A 17604-nucleotide genomic window follows, 5' to 3' on the forward strand; every position below is an offset into this window, starting at 1 on the left:
GTTAATAGGGACATTTATATAGCAGGAAAATGCCATCAGGAAACCTTGAAGCTCTGTTGAAAGTCGCCCTTAATAAGATGTATTTAGTAATAGAAGGTGGCTTAGTTTAGCTTTAAAAGACCCTCTCTGGTTTGTTCTTTCCGTGCATGCCTTGTCTTTTATGTTAGAATAATAATCCTGTGAATATTAATTAAGGAGTGGGAACAATGCAGATTCAGCAACAATGGAGACAAGAAGACAGCGACTACATAAGAAAGAAGGTTATCGAACATAACCTTAAAAACCTTCCTGACAAAGTAAAACATCCCGTGAAAAACGTAAGTTTTATCCTTAGAGATGAAGATGGAAATATTTTAGGTGGGATAACCGGAACAATTTTTTGGTATCACCTACATATAGATTTTTTATGGGTTGATGAAGATTTGAGAGGAGAAGGTTATGGAGAAAAGCTATTACAGAGCATTGAGAAATTCGCTGTAGAAAATAAATGTAAGCTAATCCAACTAGATACTTTTAGTTTCCAAGCACCCAAATTCTATCAAAAGAACGGTTATGAAGTTGTTGGGATTATCGAAGATCATCCTATACAGGAGCATCAACAATACTATTTAATGAAAAGATTGACTTATTAAATGTCGATATTCAAGTTTACATTGTTACTTCTACTGATATTTTGCAGTGATTTTAACTGATATCCTGCACCTAAAGTGTATGTAGATAAACGAACGTTCGTAACAAGTTTTAGAACATTTAAGAATAGTTATCTAAACAGAGAAAAAAGAAGCAAAAACAGAACCAATCTGCCTTTGCTTCTTTTTTTAGCTGGGAAGAGTAATTCAAATAAGAAACAATACACTTTTTAGATTTTCAACTCTCATGTTTTTCTGGTATCAGGGTCTTTTTAGGTTGATAGGACGCAATCAAATAATATAAGCCGGGCAAGATAATGAGAGACCCGATTCCGATATAGACATGCCGAATATTCAATGCTAGGAAGGGCAGCGAAGCGAATAGAATACCGAGTGGCATGGTGACCCGGAGGAAGAACAACCGGACAGCACTCAATTGGGCCAGCCGATCCCTTGGGGCTTCCCGTTGGAAAATGGCGGCACTTTGGGCATTGAACAGAGGGAAGAGGATTCCGCCCATCAGTTCACACATCCATGCCAATGGAACCGAGTGGACAAAGAACAGCAGTACAAAGGAAAAGCCACCTCCGATCAAACCGAAGTACATCGTTTGAGGGTTTTTCGGCAATTTGGTCAGCAGCAGCATCCCCAGCACATAACCGATTGGAAAAGCCCCTTTGAAAATACCATACTCTCATGTTTCACCTCCCAGTTCTCCCCGAATGAACGGAACACTTAAAACGAGTGTTGCTCCCACTGCAAATTGGACGGTCGAAGATAGGAGCGTTAGTCGTAAGAGTTGCGGGTAACTGAAAAAACTCCGGTAGCCTTCTTTCAGTTCGGACCACCAGAACTTCTTGTTCCAAACTGCCGCCTTTTGCTTGCTGGATTGCGGGATACGTGAGAGTGCTAAGAAACTGATGAAGAACAAGAGGGACGAAATGCTATAAATCCACTGCATTGGCACCAGCAATAACAGGAGTGACGTGACACCGGGCGCAAGAAAGCCCATCAGCCGCAGTGTTCCATCTAGCAAGCCGTTGGCATCGGCCAGTTCTTCGTCAGTGCAGATTTCCGGTAACAGGGAAAAAGACAGGCTGGCGAAAATGGGCTGCAGCAGCCCCAGAATACATTGCAACACCACCAAACCGATGATGGTTCCGGTATCTGTTCCCATCCAGAATCCGACTAATGGCAACAGGTAAGCACCGGCTCGGATCAGTTGGATATTTTTCAGTACTTTTTCTTTGATGACATGGTTCAGAAACGGTGAACTGATGCCTTGCAGCACCAGCGAAGGAATAAAATAGACGAGCCAGAGGATGCCCATCCACTCCCGTGAACCGGTCAGTTCGTACAACAGCAACCCATTGATGATGGCACCGGCTGCACCGCCGAACTCCGAGACGATTTCCCCAATCCATAGCGAGTTAAAGGACTTGGAATACCTTTTCATAAGCCGGTTCCCATGTATCGAGCCAATTGACTGGAAAACGCTTCAAGTTTACCGGGATTGATTGAATAGATCCCTTTCTCCACCCGAATGAATTTCGCGGCTTTCAGCAAGGCAAGTTGGTGATGAAGTGTAGTTTTTGATGTGTTAAATTGACCACTCAATTCTTGAAGAGATAAGGGGTGCTTTTGAAGCTGGAACAGCAATTTCAATCGCAGTTCATCCCCTAATGCTTTATGACCGCGAATCAGCTCATTTGAAGGAACTCCCGGTTCAAGCAGATGTTCTTCTTTGACCGGATAGAAGAAGAGCTTGGTGTCTGCGGTACGGATGGTCAGCACCCACGGACGATAGGAAACCTGCGGAATCAGTTTGACCGACCAAACCGAGGGTTCTGGCAGGTACTCGACACCGTCCGTTACCCGTTCAATATCGGCTACCGGATTTTGGGCATCCAGTTGGCGGTGCTGTTTCTGTTCAAAAGCCAATGCCTGGAGCCATTTTTCCCATTCTTCTTTCTGTGAGATCCAATCCTCCCATTCGGTTAAGACCTGAATCATCATTTCACTTATTTCATATTGTGATAGCAAAAGAAGCTGGTGAACATACCCTTCTAAATAGTCATGTCCTTTGAATAGATCGGCATATTTCCCCCATACTTCCGGATAGCCAGGTTGTCTGACTGCTTCCATTCTTAGCGACTCCGATTGACGATTGTGATAAGGCAGAAGCCAGTCGTAGAAATCCATCGTTGAAGCATTGGAGAGTGAATTCGAAAATTCTTGAACAGAAGCTGTACTTAACTGATTCTGTAATAGAAGCATACCGTACCAAAGATTCGTTTCTTCAATCTCTTTTAACAGCTGGAGCAAAGAAGGAGGCATTAAGCTTTCGTTGGCTGCCCATTCTTCATCCAGTTCAAATGTATGACGCAACTGATTATGTGTATAACCTGCAATCCCGAGTATCAATTCCCAAACCGGAGATTGTTCCACTTCTAACTGAATAGTTTCGATAGGGGCAGCTGAATTTAAAATTTTCAAAGAAATTCCTCCTAAGTATATTTTATATTATTCTATATTAATTGAATTTATTATTCAATAATATTTGAATAAGGAATTTGATAAAAAGCTCATAAAAAAATTTTAATAGTGGATTTCAATATCATTTTTAAAATGGTTTACGTATTTAGATTCATTACAAAAATTAACCCCACCTTATTATTGTTTATTTCTATAATTCAAATTCGACTACTGGTAGTTTAATATTGCATTCAATTTTATTTAATCGATAGTGAATAGAATCTATCATCTATGTTCCAAAACTCGTCATATTCTGCACACATTATCGGTTGATTTGAAAAGGATCTTTTTTGAGGTGTTTCGTGTCATAAAAATCAGTACATTATTCTCTATTTATTATCCATAGCTTTTTTATCTAATAAGTTTTTAAATTATTTCGACTTCACTTACATCTTCAGATAAAATAAAGAGGAACATATGTTTCTATAGTGTGGAAATATTAGGAGGAGTTTTATTGAATAAAGAAGTTTATTTAGAAAATTGGAATTTAGACAGCATATTTGAAGGTGGCTCCGATTCTCCTGTACTTATTAAATTAATTGAACAGACGAAAATCGAAATAAAAGAGATTGCTCGTAAGGTAGATGCCCTACAGGTATCAAACGAACAGTTAGGTGAGAAGATTCTTGGTAGCCTTCTAAAGGATATGGGGAAAATTCAAACAGCACTGTCACAAATGACATCATTTGCTTCCTGTTTGCTCGCGGAGCATCCCGATAACAAAAAAGTGGTATTCCTCCAAGGGCAGACTTCTGTTGTGAACAACGAATACATAACTGTTCTTCAGCGTTTTCAAAAACTACTTTCACAACTGGATCAAACGCCTTGGACTAACCTGCTGGAAACAGAGAGCTTAAAGGAATATCGTTTTATCTTAAATGAATGGCGACAAAAAGCCGATTCAAAACTATCCAGTGAAGCAGAAAAGCTGATTTCCGATTTGATGTATGATGGGTACCATGGGTGGAACGATTTATATCGCTCTATCCTGAATAACCTCAAAGTATCTATAGATATGAACGGAACCAAAAAAGAACTTTCTGTTGGCCAAGCCAATAATTTGCGTTTCCATGTAGATCAACAGGTGCGTGAAGAAGCTTTCAAGGCGTTGGAACAGTTGTGGACAGCGCAGGAAGACATCATGGCAAGGATATTAAATCATATAACCGGCTTCCGGATACAGGTAAATCAAAAGCGAGGAACCATAAACTGCTTGGAACAACCGCTAAAAGACAACCGAATGAAAGAAGAAACATTACAGACGATGTGGCAAGTCGTTACCAGACACAAGCAATCGTTTGCTGATTACTTAGACCACAAGGCGAAATTGTCTGGGAATAACGAAATGCCCTCTTATGACTTTTGGGCGCCGTTTAAGGCAAGTAAAACATCAATCCCTTATCCCGAAGCTGCTGATTTTATTCTGCAGCAGTTTCAGCAATCTGGACCTGAATTGGAGAACTTTGCCCGTACGGCATTCGAAGAGGGATGGGTCGAAGCCGAAAGCAGACCTAGGAAATCGGCTATTGCTATTTGTGCCGGTTTTCCTCTTACGGGTGAATCCAGAGTCTTTTTAACCTATGAAGGGACCATGACCAATCTTTTGACGCTAACGCATGAACTAGGACACGCCTTTCATAACCATGCCATGAAACCAGTAAATCCACTTAACCGAAAATATGGCATGACCACAGCTGAAACGGCTTCTACTTTCGCTGAAATGATCGTGTTAGATGCAGCAATTAATCAGGCAGAAAATACAGAAGAGAAACTCTTTCTTTTGGACGAGAAAATCAAGCGCAGTGCTATGAACTTTATGAACCTCCATGCTCGATTTCTTTTTGAAGAAAGACTATACGAGGAACGAAAAAACGGGATGGTAGCTGCAGAACGTTTAAATGAAATGATGCGTGATGCCTTGGCCGAAGGGTATGGCGGTTCCATGAGCCATCTGCCTATCCATTCCTGGATTTCAACTCCGCATTTCTATATTACCTCTTCTCCGTTCTACAACTTTCCGTATACATTCGGCTATCTGTTTTCAGTCAGTATTTATGCCAAAGCGAAAGAAGAAGGAAAAGAATTTGAACAGAGTTACCTGTCACTGCTTCGGGATAGCGGAAGTATGACAGTAGAAGAATTGGCCATGAAACACTTAGGAGAAGATATTACGCAAGAGAGCTTTTGGGAAAAAGGAATGGCGCTTTGTGTCAATGATGTAGAAGAATTCATTAGACTTTCTTCGGTTGATCTAGTCAATCAAATCAATTAATAGGTACAGAGAATTTAGAGGAATTTAGCTTGAGTTCTTGCATAAAGGGATTTATAACTAGTTAATAATTAGAAGAGGAGAAGCACTTACATTAGCTTCTCCTCTTCTTAATTTTCCTCTATTCTTTGCATAATCAATTTTTAATACGTCATGTAATCGGCGAAATATTAGTGCAAGAGAACGCTTAAAATCAGTGCAAATTATAAGTAGAAGTAACAGTTTACAAACCAATCATTTCTCTAATTTGTAACTCAACTTTCGATTGATAAGCAAAGCCCCATTAATTTTCTGACATTGCTATTTGTATATGTTAAGACTCTACCTATGAGCTGATTTTGCAGATCCATGCTGTAGAAGCAGTAATCGTTGTCTTCTCTTTTTGAAAGTGAGACATGGCGGCATGGGCATGCTGTAATAAGTCTGCATTGGAACTGCCAGGATCAGATATAAACTGATGCTTATGATGAGGGATAGGTTGATTTCGTATGATAAAACTTGGAAGAATTTTTGAAAACTTTCTAAATGCTAATGGTGGTTAATGCGAAATTGATTTCGCTTGGATCCGAAAGGAAAATAACAAATTCATCTGTTTCGAGTTGATACATTAGTGTTTTCCATCCTTAGTATTCTTTAACCGTAAAAGGTACCAACATTAGTTACTAATATTAGACACTATAAAAAAGCCTTTTATGAAAGTCTTTTGATTAGATTTGTTAAGTATATAATTCGAAAAAGAGACGTAGTAACTAATAAAAGTACCAACATTAGTAATTAATATTAGTTACTAATAGAGGCATTAGTAGTGAATTTGGGAATAAAAGATACCGATACTAAATATATTTCACTTAAAGAGAACAATTACTTTGAAATTCTTAAATAGTAACTAATATAGGTGATTAATATTAGACACTATAAAAAAGCCTTCTATGAAAGGCTTTTGGCTAGAATTTTATATAGATAATTAGTGGAAAAACATAGTAACTAATAAAGGTACCAACATTAGTAACTAACTTTAATAACTAATGTAATTTCCAATAACGAACTTAAGAAGACAAGACAAGACACCACAAGTATAAGTATGAGAAGTTAAAGAAAACAATCCTATAGAAACTTGACTGGTGACTATTTTTCAGGATTCCAAAGAACTCGCTTTTGTTCAAATTTTCAATGCTGTAACGGCAAGCTTGAATTACAGACTTAATACTCTTAGTTTCCTTTAGTTGGGCTGGCAGCAACCCTGTACGAGTACGACATTCAATATGTAACGACAAAATTAATCCGCCCAAAAGATATTTCGATGTCACTTACTGTTAGTTTATATTTTAAAGTAAATATTTTGCCCAGTAGAATATACAACTAATGGCAGCTAGAGTAATTATTGATCGAGTTAAAAAACCACAGACTTTACTTTCGATATAAGTACTGCATTTACGGTCAGATAGCATTAATCAAGAATTCAAAAATATCAAAAGTTCTTATTAATTTTTCGTAAGGGATTCCATAGAATTAAACCTCTACTGTTTGTTACACTCCATGGTACTTATATTAGAAGAATAACTCACTGAAATAACCCCCAACCCCTAACTTCTTCAAATATTAAATTATCTAATGGAAGGTTCATAAATGTCATTTTGAAATATAAATACATTTCAAGAAAAGTGCTACTAACACTGAAAAACCTAAAATAATTTTTTTTGGAAAAGCAGTAAATTGTTCCGAAGTAATATAGTTTAAAAGCTCCTGAGTAATAGACTTAACAATGAAATAAAACCTATTACTTGCTGAATCTGTATTACTCAGGGTCTAAATAACCGAAGTAGTTGGTTACTTAGGACGCGAACAATATAACAAAAAAACAAGAGGAACATGCAGCAAGAAATTTTTAACACCTAAATTAAGAATGGGAGTTGAAAATGGAGAAAAAAACAACCTTAAAAGTGGAGATGTTTATGAAAAAAGTTGCCCAAAACTTGATAAGAATTATTAAGAGGCCAAAGGAATTTAAATGAATCCAATCTGAAATTATTAAGGAATTCGGAATTATCGAATCATATAAGAAACAAAAAAAGAACTTTTCAAGCAGTAAAGCAAGTCATATGAAAATACCTGATTCCTAGACCTAAAAGGATGGTTGAGGATATTAATAAAAATTTTTCATACATATCCATTAGTTCATTTGCAGTTACCTTAATTAAATTATTTAGAGTAAGGAAACAAAAGAATATAGAGACCTTTTTTTTGCTCAGTAGTTAGAGAAGCAATAGTCGAATGCAATAAAGAATCCAAGTCTTCATTAATTTCATTCGAACTTTCTTTTGAGAATTCAACTGAAGGTTCTAAAATTTCTTGTTTTCCTTCCAATTTTAAAAAGAATTCACTTAAGGAGATTCCTAATCCGTTACAAATATTGGTTAGAACAGATATAGATAACTCCCGGGTACCATTTTCTATTCTGGAAAGAGAAGACTGGGCCATGTTAATTTCCTTAGCAAACTCAATCAACTTAAAGTTTTTTTCTTTTCTATACTCTTTAATTAGCTGACCAGCAATAAGGTTTTTCATTGAACTTTCCTTTCTAATGTAAAAAAATTAGTATTTAACTTTAAGTATTTTTATTAGAAATAACTCCATTGATTTTAACGTATTATTTGTTGGTTTTACAAATATCCTAAATTAATATAAAATAAATTTATTCTCTATTCGTCAATTATGATGAAAAGAGAATTATAAGGAGGGGAAAAGATGGTTAGAGAATTTCAGAAAGTAATGAATGAGCTGGTGGAGAGAAGGATAGAAGAAGTCATCAATAGTAAAGAATTTGTTTCATATAATGAGATTCTCGATCATGACTTAGATGAGAAACTTAAACAGCTAAAACAATTCGACAGTGATGAAGCTAAGATGAATGCTTTAAGTGATTTAAAAGATAACATTTTCGAACAAGTATTTTCACAAACCAATATTGCATATAAAACTGGATTTAATGATGCTTTTATACTTGCAGTAGATATGTTTGTAATGCCAAAAAAAATATAGATTGGTCAGGGGGGAATCCAGTGGAAATTTATGATGGTAGATTATTTATAGATGTGTCAACGCTTGTAGAGCATTCAGAGGAAGAAGAAATGAAAAACAAAGCTCATGAAAACTTTACTTCTGAACTATTTAATGAATTAAGGATCCTGTTAGGGAATAAAGGGTATATGACCGGTGTTATAGGAGTAAATCTAGAGCATGTAGACTCACCAAAGGAACATGATATAAAACTTATTGAATCTCAGGTAACCGAGGCTAAACGTCAAATCAACAGTGTTTATAATAAGGCTAATGATTTTGAATGTGAGATAGAGTAAATACAGCAAGTAAATATAAAATCTGCCATTCAAGATTAGAAAACAGAAAGTTGTTTCTAAAAATGAATGGCTTTTTCTTATAGACGTATATTGAACTTAATTATTATAGTTTTGAGAGAATGCTTCTATCTTAATTATTTGAACAGTTTCATGTGGTTTATCGTTGACATAATTTTCTTTTGCTAACTCATCCAAGTAAATCTCACGTACAAGTATGGCTAATTCCATGATTTTTTCATACTTACTATTTAGGAATATATCGCTAAATGTATTGATAGCAGGATTGATACTAAGACTGACTATAAGTACTAAAACAGCTAATGCTATAACATCAGGCAAAGTATTAGGGGAACTCTGAACCGTTAAAGATAAAAGTAGAATGAATACTGGCAGAATCATATTAATTTGAGGGGTAAAATTAAAAGTTTTCTTGCTTTCATCAGCTTTTAGTTGCAACTGATTGGAAAGCTCTATAAAAGCTATGTTTTTCTTAAAGTTAAATTCAGTTTGTAAAAATTTTAGAATTAATTCTTTTGCTTTTGGCGTACCAGCTACAGCTGCTTTTTCTAAAATAATATCTGTTTTTCTCGAAATGATTTTCAAGATGATGAAAAGTAAAAGAAAAATAATACTTAGACTCCATTCTCCAGTAGTGATTAAAAATCCTCCAACAATTCCCATAGCAATTATTGTAGTTAGAAAAAGAATGATCCATTGCCAACCAATAACTTCATAACCTCTCTTTCTTTTAATACTGTAGTAATGATCAAACAGTGCATTTACTATCATTAATATCCTCCATATCGATATATTTTAAACAGGCAAATAAAATTCTTATAATTATTTAAACATGTCTGTTCACTTTTCCTTTGAGAGATTCAACCATGGTTCTAATCTGCTCGATGACAGCTTCGGGGCAATCAAGGTGAAGGCCATGTCCCGCTTCCTCGAGAATGATATGGCGACTGTGAGAACTTAGCTGCGCTAAATTCTTTTGAAACTCCATCCAATAAGCCCAGGATTCGACTGTATGATGAGGTTGCTTTCCACCTGTAATGACTGTAAGAGAGACATTTCCAAGCGACTTATGTTTTCGAACCTGCTCTAGGCTTTCTTCAAATTCAGCCAGAGTACCTTCTACTATAAATTGACCAAAATACTCTGCTCGGATTTGAGGAGAAAAGAGCGGAGCTATGAGTCTGTTCTGGTCCTCGTGGCAGGAGTCCAAAAGGATAAGGCCTGCGATTTCATCCGGGTATGTACTCGCGTATAAACGGACATTAACGCCTCCGAAAGAATGTCCGACTAAGACATACGGCGGCTTCACTTCGGCTTTTTGCAATAAGGCGCGTAGGTTCTCGACATTTTGCTGGCTATGGCGAGGGCGTCCGTCATAGCTGCTTCTCCCAAGTCCTGACCGGTCATAGATGATCATTCTAGAAAAGGCGGAAACTTCATTTTTAACGGAATTCCATTTTTCCGTGGTCCATCCATAACCAGAATCGAAAACAACAGTAGGATTTCCGCTGCTTTTACCTACGTCCTCATAGTAAAGTTGAACTCCTCCTATATCGATGCTTTGTTCTTCGATTTGCTTGTTCATCTACTTCCCCCGATTCTGTAATTAATGCTTTATTTATTGTAATGAATGACTTTCTCCAGCTCTTAATTTCATTAACTGGTAAGTATTTTAATTATACTATAATATTCTGGAAATTAATTGGATTTAAATATCGTAATTAGATATAGTAAGGAATAGGCAGTATTTCCTTTATCGGATATCGAAGATTAAAGAAGGGTGTTTTGCATAATGATTTTTAAATTTAATGTGGTGAATGAATGCTGACACTATACATAACAAGGCATGGAGAAACAGAATGGAATACACAAAAGAAGATGCAGGGATGGCAAGATTCGCCTTTGACAGAGAACGGGATTGAAAACGCTCTTTGTTTAAGAGATAGAATGAACCCCATTCCGCTAGATATTATATATGCCAGCCCCAGTGGAAGAACGCGGAAAACGGCTAATTTGATTCGTGGAAATCGGTCGATTCCCATTTTACTTAATGATAACTTGAAGGAAATCAATATGGGGACATGGGAAGGAAAGACGTTATTAGCTATACAAGAAGAGGAACCGGCAGCCTTTTATGCTTTTTGGAATGCGCCAAACGATTATGTGTCAAATGGAGGAGAATCTTTTTATGAAACAGTTGAAAGAGTAAGGGAAGTTTTAAAACAGATTGAACACAAATATCCATCAGGAAATGTGTTGATTGTAACGCATTCGGTTGTAATTAAATGCCTTTTTACCATTTTCAATAATAATGGAATTGAAAATTTGTGGGATCCTCCGTTTATCGAAGATACAAGTCTAACCATCGTCGAAAAAAGCGATGAAGGTTATCAATTGATATTAGAAGGTTGCACTGTACATAAAAACTTAGCAATGAAGGAATAAGGCATAATTCGAAGGACTGGAGTTGACAAGATGTTTATTGTAAATGTTGAAGCTGCAATTTATAAAGACGAAAAGTGGTTGATTGTACGGAGAAGTGAAAAAGAACATGCGGCTGGAGCATTGGCTCTAGTAGGCGGAAAAGTTGATGATGAAGGAAATTCATCTGATATCCTGGAGCGGACATTGATCAGAGAAGTTGAGGAAGAAGTTGGCGTTACAGTATCAAACCTTATGTATGTAAACAGTTCTTCATTTGTTACTGAGTCTGGTGTTTCAGTAGTAGACATCGTATTTCTTTGCTCTTATCAAGGGGGAAAACCATTTGTGAAAGACCCTGATGAAGTTGCAAGTGTGAGTTGGATGAGTACTCAGGAAATTTTAACCCATGCTGAGATTCCAAGCTATTTAAAGGAGAATATTCAACTTGCTGATAACCTGGTCAAAAGAAATGCAGATTCTTTATTGATCTGATAGACCGAGAGATGTTTAAACTTATCAAGAAAGAAATTTTTTCGGGAGCAAAAACCCTTTCTTCAGAAAACCAATGGCAGCCAATTTGAATTTTGTAAAAATGAAATTAGCTCTATTCCTTTAAGAATCAAAGTCACTAACTATGTTTATGGCAGGGGCGAAATGATGAAACAATTTGTTCGTATAAACAATAAAAAGCTCGAAATTTTACAAAAAGGAAGTAGCGGAACTCCAATTCTGATCTTAACGGGAATGGCTTGTTCGTTCGAGGAGTGGTATGAGGTAACCGAAGTTTTAAGTAAGACGAATCGAATCATCATGTTCCATCGCCCAGGACTTGGAGAAAGCGAAATCGGAAATGAAAATCGCACAACGTTCCAAACTGTTCAGGAGATCACGTGCTTATTGAGCGTATTGAAAATAACCGAACCGATCCTATTGATTGGCCATTCTTATGGTGGCTTATGCGCACAGCATTTTGCGAAGCTGCATTCACATAAAGTAAGGGCATTAATCTTGGTTGATTCGACTTCAGAAGACTTAGAGAAGCTGGATGCGCTGGAGCTGCCTATACTTAACGAGGACTCATCGGATGAAGAATGGATAGAAACATGCAAAACTTACGCTGGATTGCGTGAGACAGAGCTTAAGAAAATCATAAAGCCAATATTGACAGAACAGCAAAAGAAACTCCCTTATTTTATTCAGCAAAATTTAATTGAATTTCAGCAAAAACCTAATCTATACAAGGCGATGAAGTCAGAGGTGGAGCATTGGAAGATTGATGCCAAGATAATAAAGGTTCTTGGTAGAGTAGATGGTCTTCCGCTTCTGGTCATTGGAAGGGATAAAAAACATATGATCCGACAGGGAATTAGAGAAGGTTTGCCAGAAAGTGAATTAACACTGTTGGAAGAAACCTGGGAGCAGCTAATAATAGATCAGGCAAAGCTATCCAGAGACAGCAAGCTAATTTTTGCGGAGAATACGAGTCATTCTGTGTATCTTGACCGACCAGATTTAGTTGTCAAATCAGTCACTGAAATATTGCAGCATGAACTTGCCTAACGAACGGGTATCAATCGGAGGGATACAATGAAAGGACTAAAATCACCACTTGTCATAGCGATAGCCGGTGTCTCTGGTGGAGGTAAAACAACAATCGTTGCGCGTCTAACGGAACAGCTCCAAAAATCAAAAGCATTGTTTTTCGATGACTATGAATTAGAAGGGCCAGAGAATGTCTTAGAGTGGGTAGGTCGTGGTTCGAATTATGATGAATGGAACTTAAAACCATTCATTAAAGACCTAGAGGAGTTATTGACAGAACCTCTCGACTACATCCTGTTAGACTTTCCATTTGCCTATCAGCATTCCCAAACACGAGAGTTTATCGATTTCACTGTGTTCATTGACACTCCTTTAGATATCGCACTAGCGCGGCGGACGGTCAGAGATTTTAAGTATAGTTCTGTCGAAGAGATTATGGTACAGATGGAACATTATGCAATTCAAGGAAGACTTGCGTATCTGAAAATGCTTGAAACCATTAAACCCAATTCAGACTTGGTGATAGACGGTACTTTATCGATAGCAGAAATCACTAACTTGATAATTGAAAATTGTGAAAGAGTAAACTCTGGTGGGAGGACTGTATGAAAATCTATCAATTCAAAAAAGAGACAGGTAAGAAAATAACAAAATTCGACTCTAATTTTGTGATGTCACGCATCGCTCAGACTGAGAAAGCCGCTCATATAGGATGCATCCATTTAGATATGAATGGGCTAGTTGGTTATCATCAAGCGGTTATTCCTCAGCTGCTTTTGATTGTAAACGGAGAAGGTTGGGTTAGAGGTGAAACAGAAGAATACATCAAAGTTCACAGTGGTGAAGCAGTATTTTGGGATAAAGATGAGTGGCACGAAACCAAAACTGATACTGGGTTAACTGCAATTGTGATAGAAAGTGAAGAGCTAAACACGGCGGTATTGATGCCTTTATAAAGATTATTGTGTTAACGAAGTACTCTACATATTTGAAAGAGGGAACTCCTGTAATTAAGGAGTTTCTTTATATTAAAACCAACATAATCTCATCTCAGATTTATATAATTAAGGAGTTTAAAGCATGTATGATATTAACTTGTTTAAAAGGTTAAGTATCCATTCCAGACTCGGTGAAATAGAAGGGATTCCAGTACCGATATCGGGTGGTCTTTTGCATAAAATGTATTCGCTTGAAACAACCAAAGGGAAGTATGCGATAAATATATTAAATCCTCAAATTATGAAACGGCCTGAAGCAATGACAAATTATATCAATTCAGAAAGAATAGCCAACTTTGTATCGCAGAATTTACCGGTCGTTCCCGCAAAAGAAATTCAAGGTAGTTTTATTCAAAAAATCGATGCTCAATTTTACTTAGTTTACGATTGGGTAGAGGGCGAAACTTTAAATTTTAACACAATTACTGTCAGGCATAATGAGGAGATTGGGTCGCTACTTGCTGAAATCCATGGGACTGATTTTTCGGAACTTCGCATAAAAGAAGAAACGGACAACAACGACCAATCTATAGAGTGGCAATATTTTATTGAAAAAGGACAACAAGCTGGTGCTGCCTGGGTTGATTCATTAGCTGAAATAGTTGATGAACTATCTGAGTGGGGATCATTAGCAAACAGAGCGAAGCGAATGCTTTCGACAAATCGAGTCATTAGTCACAGGGACTTAGATCCGAAAAATGTTTTATGGAACGACCAGAATCCTATACTGATTGACTGGGAATCCTCTGGTTATATAAATCCAATGCATGATTTGATTGAAACGGCACTTTACTGGTCTGAAGTTGAAGCGGGAAACGTAGATAAGGAACGATTTTTTTCTTTTATCAATGGTTATAAAACGAGATACGGAGAAATTCAGGCAGACTGGACAACGGTATTAGCAATAGGTTTTTCAGGAAAATTGGAGTGGCTGGAATACAACTTAAAGCGTTCTTTGTGGATGGAATGCACGGATGAAGAAGAACAAAAGATGGGTACGGCACAAGTAATTGGAACAATAAAGGAAATTAAAGATTATGCCGAGAAAACTTCAGTAATTGCAGACTGGCTTAATGATAAAGATTAATCATTAATTCTTTAAATGGACAGTAAAGAAAGAGAGGGAGTTTTACTTGTTTGAAACAGAACGGTGTTTGATTGTTCCATTTCAACAATCGGATACTCAAGATGTGAAAAATCTTTACCTCGATTCAGAAGTAAGGAAGTATCTTGGTGGTATTCGTCCTTATGATTCAATAAAAGTACAATTAGACGTTATGCTTAACCCAAGTAAGGACTCCTATTATTGGGTCGTGAGAGAAAAATACACAGCTGATTTTATTGGCTTGGTTTCTCTGGATCCTCATCATGAAGGCATGTTTAAAGAAATTTCCTATCAATTTTTACCGAGCCAGTGGGGACAAGGGTATGCGACTGAAGCAGTTTCAGTAATAATTCATTTTGCTTTGAACGAATTAAATCTTTCAACAGTAGTGGCTGAAACTCAAATCGCGAATAAGCCTTCCTGTAAGCTCTTGAAGAAATTAGGCATGAAATTAGAGCGGACAGTTTTCAGATTTGGAACCGAGCAAGCAATTTATTCTATTAGATCCTCAAAATGATAACCATGAGTAGATGCTTGTTTTCTTTTAGTTTATGCCTTTTAAAAACGGAAAACATTAGATTCGAAAAGGGGTATGGAATGGATATTTCTAAAGTTATGAAGGAGTTAGAGGATAAGAAACTTATTCTAGGCGATAATCAAAAGTGCAAACCACTGACAGGTGGAACGGTAAGTGAGATATATCTTTTAAGTATTGAGAACGGATCGGATTTTGTAATTAAATCTAACAAGCCGGATATTGTGAAGTCTGAGGCAGAATTTCTTGATTTGTATCGAGACATCCCGCTTTTGCCTGAATTAATCTATACGGATCCTACAAATAAATACATTATATATACTTATATCCCAGGAGCAACAGTCAATGTATCGACTCCCAACAAAAAAGAGATTCTCCAAGCAATGGTTGTTGACTTACTAAACAATTATAAGACCGTTTCTTCTACTGAGGGATGGGGTTGGAGAGATAGTCCAATAAATTCTTGGGGAAATTTTCTTCTAACTGAGGTAAGGAGATCCAGTGAAGTTTTAACTGATCATCTACTAAAAGTAGATGTGGAATTGGTTATGGCCCTCACCATGAGAGCGGGAAGGTATGAGTCACTTGGAGACCCTTTTTTGATTCATGGGGATTGCGGCATTCATAATTTTATCATGGAAGATGGCCGATTGAGCGGCGTAATTGACCCAGCTCCGGTATATGGTCCTCCTCTTTACGATTTAATTTATGCGTTCTGTTCCTCTCCTGCAGATTTAACGAAAGAAACGTTAGATTCAGCAGCAAGCTTATTAGTGGTTCAGCCAATTGATAAGAAGTGGCTCTATGAAGAAGTGGCGATTGTCCTATACCTCCGATTGGCAACCTGCTTAAAACATCACCCAGCTGATTTTGCTTCATATTTAGCCGCATGGAACTATTGGAAAAACATCATCAATCCGCATTTTAGAAATCAGTTTTATTGATTAACATCAGCTAAATGAAATTTGTCATTAGATGGCGCGAGAAGTAATCCGAGATATTGTGCAGTATATCCATTTAAGTGGGCTTTTCCGACTTCAATCCAAAGAAAATTATATAAATAGTGATGAATAGGTGATTAAAATGAACGAACAGATGGAATTGGATAGTCTATTTAACAAGGTTGATGTGAATTTTGAAAAGATTAATGACAAAGAATTAACCCAATTGACAGAGCTAATCAATAATAAATTCAGTGGCTACGATTTAATATTATCCAATATGTCTAAGCATGAATTAATTAGAAATACAGATTACATCACAAGGGCTACATTTGAACTGACCAAAAGGAAAGGGCTATATGATACTTCTTCTAAACATTACGTCCTAAAGAAGCTTGGAGAAGGCAGACGCGGACTGGACTCACAGTCGAGAAAGAAGATTTTCCAAGAGAAACAGTTGACCATCGGGGATGAGATCACCTGCAGGGGCATCTATGTGAAGTTTAAGTTTTATGCTTTTGATAAGCCAATGTTGCTGATGAAGCATAGTTATGGTGGAAATAGCATTTCGAATATAGTAGAAGTGATATTAAAAGAAATTGAAGAGGTCTATCTCCTTAAACTTGGTTATAGTTTGGAAAAAGATAATGTAGCCATCCACTATAAGGACATACATATTGAGGGACTAGATTCCCATTATGAGCAAGTGACTTTTGACAAAGGTCTGAAAAATCCTAATTGGGAAACGATTGATGCGGATTGGTTTGAGGAAGAATGGGATTCGGTCATAACGGAACAAATCGAAGATGACGAACCTGTTTTTTGAAAAAAGGCCAAGAGTACACAGCCTATCGAAAAGTGAAGGAGATTTTCAATAGGGCGAAGAGAAAAGTTCAGATAATTGACCTTTATTTTGACAGCGTTTTTTTTTTCGTTGGTGGAAGACCTAAATTCGAAAGTTCAAATCCAAGGAATTGTTGGGGAACTGAAGGGTGATTTTGATACTTTTTATCAAAAAATGAAGAAAGAAAGAGGTAACATCGAAATCAAAAAATCAAACGGGCATCATGACCGATACATCATAATAGATCGGAAAAACGTATATATGACCGGGTCTTCGCTCAACAGGTTAGGAAATAAGCCAAGCCTGATTATCCCTATTGAGAATAAGCGTATTAAAGAAAGCATCCTAAACTATTTTGATGAAACGTGGCAAGGTAACTCTGGAGAGAATTGACTCAATCGCTGAAAG

Annotated in this window: 20 protein-coding genes; 14 read left to right on the plus strand and 6 right to left on the minus strand. The window is 37.0% G+C overall.

Features of this window, described 5'->3' with window-relative positions; all coding sequences use genetic code 11:
• The first annotated feature begins 206 nt into the window (after positions 1–206).
• Positions 207–632 (plus strand): GNAT family N-acetyltransferase, encoded by a 426-nt coding sequence (locus FQV28_RS18605; protein ID WP_146498019.1) that lies wholly within the window; start codon positions 207–209, stop codon positions 630–632.
• Between the two features lie 235 nt (positions 633–867).
• Here the strand turns inward: FQV28_RS18605 and FQV28_RS19620 are convergent, their stop codons facing one another.
• From FQV28_RS19620 to FQV28_RS18615, 3 genes are read right to left on the minus strand one after another with little or no spacing between them, the layout of a single operon-like run.
• Entirely contained in the window at positions 868–1275 is a 408-nt protein-coding gene (locus tag FQV28_RS19620) for an MFS transporter (protein ID WP_255473007.1), read from the minus strand.
• Positions 1276–1323: 48 nt separating this feature from the next.
• On the minus strand, positions 1324–2085 hold the full coding sequence (locus tag FQV28_RS19625) for an MFS transporter (protein WP_255473008.1): 762 nt from the start codon (positions 2083–2085) through the stop codon (positions 1324–1326).
• Positions 2082–3125, minus strand: a complete 1044-nt coding sequence (locus tag FQV28_RS18615) for an ArsR/SmtB family transcription factor (protein WP_146498020.1) — start codon at positions 3123–3125, stop codon at positions 2082–2084. The genes FQV28_RS19625 and FQV28_RS18615 overlap by 4 nt, the downstream gene beginning before the upstream one ends.
• 493 nt (positions 3126–3618) lie before the next feature.
• Between FQV28_RS18615 and FQV28_RS18620 the strand changes: the two genes are divergently transcribed.
• Positions 3619–5436 (plus strand): M3 family oligoendopeptidase, encoded by a 1818-nt coding sequence (locus tag FQV28_RS18620; protein ID WP_146498021.1) that lies wholly within the window; start codon positions 3619–3621, stop codon positions 5434–5436.
• 2196 nt (positions 5437–7632) lie between these two features.
• On the opposite strand, the gene FQV28_RS18625 is transcribed toward FQV28_RS18620, so the two are convergent.
• Complete coding sequence (locus tag FQV28_RS18625) at positions 7633–7998, minus strand: helix-turn-helix domain-containing protein (RefSeq protein WP_146498022.1); 366 nt, start codon at positions 7996–7998, stop codon at positions 7633–7635.
• Positions 7999–8178: 180 nt separating this feature from the next.
• Between FQV28_RS18625 and FQV28_RS18630 the strand changes: the two genes are divergently transcribed.
• Both FQV28_RS18630 and FQV28_RS18635 read left to right on the plus strand, forming a co-directional pair.
• Entirely contained in the window at positions 8179–8472 is a 294-nt protein-coding gene (locus tag FQV28_RS18630; protein WP_146498023.1) for a hypothetical protein, read from the plus strand.
• Positions 8473–8492: 20 nt separating this feature from the next.
• On the plus strand, positions 8493–8789 hold the full coding sequence (locus FQV28_RS18635; RefSeq protein ID WP_146498024.1) for a hypothetical protein: 297 nt from the start codon (positions 8493–8495) through the stop codon (positions 8787–8789).
• A 96-nt stretch (positions 8790–8885) separates the two neighbouring features.
• On the opposite strand, the gene FQV28_RS18640 is transcribed toward FQV28_RS18635, so the two are convergent.
• Together FQV28_RS18640 and FQV28_RS18645 are read right to left on the minus strand one after the other, a co-directional pair.
• Positions 8886–9578 carry a hypothetical protein gene (locus tag FQV28_RS18640; protein WP_146498025.1) on the minus strand — a complete coding sequence of 231 codons (693 nt, stop codon included), beginning with the start codon at positions 9576–9578 and terminating at the stop codon, positions 8886–8888.
• 55 nt (positions 9579–9633) lie between these two features.
• Positions 9634–10392 (minus strand): alpha/beta fold hydrolase, encoded by a 759-nt coding sequence (locus FQV28_RS18645; RefSeq protein WP_146498026.1) that lies wholly within the window; start codon positions 10390–10392, stop codon positions 9634–9636.
• A gap of 236 nt (positions 10393–10628) precedes the next feature.
• On the opposite strand from FQV28_RS18645, the gene FQV28_RS18650 reads away from it, so the two are divergent.
• The 10 genes from FQV28_RS18650 to FQV28_RS18695 all read left to right on the plus strand — a co-directional run bounded on the left by FQV28_RS18650 (position 10629) and on the right by FQV28_RS18695 (position 17589).
• Positions 10629–11252: a histidine phosphatase family protein gene (locus FQV28_RS18650; protein ID WP_146498027.1), complete on the plus strand. Its 624-nt coding sequence runs from the start codon at positions 10629–10631 to the stop codon at positions 11250–11252.
• A 30-nt stretch (positions 11253–11282) separates the two neighbouring features.
• Positions 11283–11723, plus strand: coding sequence for an NUDIX domain-containing protein (locus tag FQV28_RS18655; protein WP_146498028.1), 441 nt, complete (start codon positions 11283–11285; stop codon positions 11721–11723).
• Between the two features lie 165 nt (positions 11724–11888).
• The gene (locus tag FQV28_RS18660; protein ID WP_146498029.1) at positions 11889–12791 is read left to right on the plus strand and encodes an alpha/beta fold hydrolase; all 903 of its coding nucleotides are present in this window, start codon (positions 11889–11891) and stop codon (positions 12789–12791) included.
• A 27-nt stretch (positions 12792–12818) separates the two neighbouring features.
• Positions 12819–13382, plus strand: a complete 564-nt coding sequence (locus FQV28_RS18665; protein WP_146498030.1) for a nucleoside/nucleotide kinase family protein — start codon at positions 12819–12821, stop codon at positions 13380–13382.
• Positions 13379–13729: a cupin gene (locus FQV28_RS18670; protein WP_146498031.1), complete on the plus strand. Its 351-nt coding sequence runs from the start codon at positions 13379–13381 to the stop codon at positions 13727–13729. Before FQV28_RS18665 ends, FQV28_RS18670 begins: the two co-directional genes overlap by 4 nt.
• A 124-nt stretch (positions 13730–13853) precedes the next feature.
• Positions 13854–14858, plus strand: coding sequence for a phosphotransferase (locus FQV28_RS18675; protein ID WP_146498032.1), 1005 nt, complete (start codon positions 13854–13856; stop codon positions 14856–14858).
• A gap of 46 nt (positions 14859–14904) precedes the next feature.
• The gene (locus FQV28_RS18680) at positions 14905–15393 is read left to right on the plus strand and encodes a GNAT family N-acetyltransferase (RefSeq protein ID WP_146498033.1); all 489 of its coding nucleotides are present in this window, start codon (positions 14905–14907) and stop codon (positions 15391–15393) included.
• Between the two features lie 80 nt (positions 15394–15473).
• Positions 15474–16355, plus strand: a complete 882-nt coding sequence (locus FQV28_RS18685; protein ID WP_186763941.1) for an aminoglycoside phosphotransferase family protein — start codon at positions 15474–15476, stop codon at positions 16353–16355.
• Positions 16356–16494: 139 nt separating this feature from the next.
• Complete coding sequence (locus FQV28_RS18690; protein ID WP_146498035.1) at positions 16495–17178, plus strand: hypothetical protein; 684 nt, start codon at positions 16495–16497, stop codon at positions 17176–17178.
• 75 nt (positions 17179–17253) lie between these two features.
• Positions 17254–17589: a phospholipase D-like domain-containing protein gene (locus FQV28_RS18695; RefSeq protein WP_146498036.1), complete on the plus strand. Its 336-nt coding sequence runs from the start codon at positions 17254–17256 to the stop codon at positions 17587–17589.
• The last annotated feature ends 15 nt before the right edge of the window (positions 17590–17604 follow it).

The organism is Planomicrobium sp. CPCC 101079 (assembly GCF_007859275.1).
Lineage (GTDB): Bacteria > Bacillota > Bacilli > Bacillales_A > Planococcaceae > Planococcus.